This window comes from Streptomyces sp. KR55, from assembly GCF_052245645.1.
GTDB classification, from domain to species: Bacteria; Actinomycetota; Actinomycetes; order Streptomycetales; family Streptomycetaceae; genus Streptomyces; species Streptomyces flavusporus.
In genome coordinates this window covers 1-3526 of sequence record NZ_JBQQCE010000701.1, presented here as the reverse complement: position 1 = coordinate 3526, position 3526 = coordinate 1, and the positions used below count along the sequence as shown (strand labels likewise).

Genomic DNA, 3526 nt, shown 5'->3' with positions numbered 1-3526 from the left:
CGTTCCACCGCACCAGATCACCCGTGCGGTACATCCGCTCACCCGGCACACCGAACGGACACGCCACAAAACGATCCGCCGTCAGCCCCGGACGGTTCAGATACCCCCGCGCCACACCATCGCCCGCCACATACAGCTCGCCGGGCACACCGACCGGCACCGGCAGGAGCCCGCGGCCGAGGACGTACACCCGGGTGTTCGCGAGCGGGCGACCGATCGGGAACGCGCCGACGGGCTCCTCGCCCGGTTCGATGCGGTGCTCGGTGCAGCTGACGGTGGTCTCGGTCGGGCCGTACACATTGCGTACGGACACGCCGGGATGGGCGCTTCGCCAGTCGCGCAGCGCCTCGGTCGTCAGTGCCTCTCCGGCGAGCAGCAGCTCCTCGGTCGGCGAGGCGTGGTCGGGCAGGGCCCGCAGCAGCGTCAGATGGCTGGGGGTCGCCTTGAGCAGGGTCGGGGCGGTGGCGGGCAGCCCCTGGTCGTCGAGGCTTCCCAGGGTCACGCAGCCGCCTACGGTCAGCGGGGTCAGCAGCGCGGTCACGGTCATGTCGAAGGAGACCGAGGAGTGCAGCAGGGCGGAGCCGCGCGCACTCGGATAGCTGGCGCCGGCCCACTCCAGGTAGTCGACGAGGTTGCGCTGTTCCACGATCACGCCCTTGGGCCTGCCGGTGGAGCCCGAGGTGTAGACGACGTAGGCGGGGTGGTGGGGCCGCAGCGGTGCGGTGCGCCGGTCGTCGGACGGGTTGTCGGCCACGGGGTCGACGGTGTCGACGAACAGACGCGGGGCGGTGCCGAACTCGTCCCGTTCCCGGACCGTCTCCTCGGTCGTCAGCAGCAGCGCCGGGGCGGCGTCGTCCAGCATGGCCGCGATGCGGTCGGCCGGGTACCGGGGGTCGACGGGCAGATAGGCGGCACCGGCCTTGAGCACGCCGAGCAGCGCCGCCGGCAGGCGCAGCGACGGGGGCATGGCCACCGCGACCAGGTCCTCGGGTCCCACGCCCGGGCCGGTCACCTGGCGTGCCACGCCGTTGGCGAGCGCGTTCAACTCCGCGTAGGTGAGGTGTGCGTCGCCCATCCGGACGGCCGTAGCGCTGGGTGTGCGGGCGGCCTGGGCCTCGAAGAGCCCGGGGAGGGTCTGGTGCCGGGTCTCGGAGGAGGTGGCGTTCCAGGCGGTGAGGACCTGGTGGCGTTCGTCCTCGTCGAGGATGTCGACGCGGTCGACGGGCCGGTCCGGGTCGGCCAGCAGAGCGCGCAGGGTGCGCTCCAGGCGCGCCGCGATCGCGGCGGCGGAGCCGCGGTCGAAGAGGTCGCCGTTGTACTCGAGCGTGCCCCCGATGCCACCGGGCCGCTGGTCGTCGTGACGTTCCTGGATGTTGAGCGACAGGTCGAACTTGGCGACGCCGACGTCGAGGCCGGCGGTCTCGACGCTGAGGCCGGGGAGTCGGAGGGTGACTTCGGGGGTGTTCTGGAAGGCCAGCAGGACCTGGAACAGCGGATGACGGGCCCGCGAGCGCGCCGGATTGACCAGCTCCACCAGCCGCTCGAACGGCACGTCCTGATGCGCGTACGCCGCCAGATCCGTCGCCCGCACCCGCGCCAGCACCTCACGGAACGTCGGACCACCCGACACATCCGTCCGCAACACCAGCGTATTGGCGAAGAACCCGACCAGATCGTCCAGCGCCTCATCCGTACGACCCGCGACCGGCGTACCGATCGGAATGTCCTCACCCGCACCCAGACGACTCAGCAACACCGCCAACGCCGCCTGCACCACCATGAAGGCCGATGCGGAGGAGCCTCGTGCGAATTCGACCAGGTACCGGTGGAGTTCCGCATCCCAGTCGACGGTCACGCGTCCACCGACGTGGCTCGCTGCGAGCGGTCGCGGGCGGTCGGTGGGCAGGTCCAGCTCCTCCGGCAGACCCGCCAGCGCCGTACGCCAGTACTCCAGCTGCTCGTGCGCCAGACTGCCCGGATCGTCCTCCGCGCCCAGCAGCTCACGCTGCCACAGCGCGTAGTCCGCATACTGCACCGGCAACGGCTGCCAGTCGGGAACGCGCCCGTCGTGGCGGGCCGCGTATGCCGTTCCCAGGTCGTGGGCGAGCGGCCCCATCGACCAGCCGTCACCGGCGATGTGGTGCATCACCAGTGCCAGCACATGCTCCCGCTCGCCCAGCGAGAACAGCGTCACCCGCAACGGCAGTTCACGCGCCAGATCGAAGCCCGCGCCCGCTGCCTCCCGCAGCAGCTCCGGCAGTGCCTGTTCGTCGGTGTCCACCACCGGCAGGGGAACGTCCCAGGTGTCGAGCGCGACCTGCCGCGCTCGGCCGTCGGTGTCGGGGAAGACCGTGCGCAACGCCTCGTGCCGCGCCACCACATCACCCACCGCCAGCCGCAACGCCGCACGGTCCAGCTCACCGCGCAAGCGCAGCACCACCGGCATGTTGTACAACGCATCCACACCCTGCAGCCGGTTCAGGAACCACAACCGCTGCTGCGCGAACGACAGCGGCACCACCTCAGGCCGCTCCCGCCGCACCAACACACGCCGCGCAGCCCCCGACTCAGGCGCCTCCACCCGGCCCGCCAGCCCCGCCACCGTCGGAGCATCGAACAACGCCGCAAGCGGCAACTCCACACCCAGCACCGACCGCACCCGACTCACCAGCCGCGTCGCCAGCAGCGAATGCCCACCCAGATCGAAGAAACCATCGTCGATCCCGACCCGCGAAACCCCCAGCACCTCGGCGAACAGCCCGCACAGCACCTCCTCTACAGGCGTCCGCGGAGCCCGGCCCGCCACCGCGCCGAACTCCGGCACCGGCAACGCACGCCGGTCCAGCTTCCCGTTCGGCGTCAACGGCAGCACCGACAGCACCACCACCGCCGGAACCATGAAGGACGGGAGTCTGCCGGTGAGGCGGCCTCGCAGGTCCGCGCCGAGGGAGTCGTCGGCGGCGCCGGACGGGACGACGTAGGCGATGATCTGGCCCGGGCGGTCCGCCCTGGTCACCACGGCCGCCTGGGCGACCTCGGGCTGGGCCGTCAGTGCGGACTCGATCTCGCCGAGCTCGACTCGGTGGCCGCGCACCTTGACCTGGTCGTCGGTACGGCCCAGGTACACGAGGGTGCCGTCGGCGCGCCGCTCGACGAGGTCGCCGGTGCGGTACATCCGCTCGCCCGGCGCGCCGAACGGGCATGCCACGAAGCGATCCGCGGTCAGCGCCGGACGGTTCAGGTATCCCCGCGCCACGCCCGCGCCCGCGAGGTACAGCTCGCCGGGCACGCCGACCGGGACGGGACGCAGCCGGCCGTCGAGGACGTAGGTGCGCATGTTGGCGATCGGCAGCCCGATGGGCGGCCGGTGGCCGCCGTTCAGCGGGGCGCTCATCGTGGCGCACACCGTCGTCTCGGTCGGCCCGTACGCGTTGATCATCCGTCGGCCCGTCGACCAGCGGCCCACAAGGTCCGCCGAGGACGCCTCGCCGGCGACGACGAGCGTGCGCACGGTGGACAGATCCGC

Annotated in this window: 1 protein-coding gene; it reads right to left on the bottom strand. The window is 71.9% G+C overall.

Features of this window, described 5'->3' with window-relative positions; genetic code table 11:
• A partial coding sequence (locus ACTWQJ_RS48585; RefSeq protein WP_443312766.1) for an amino acid adenylation domain-containing protein occupies nt 1-3526 on the bottom strand: 3526 nt, incomplete at both ends.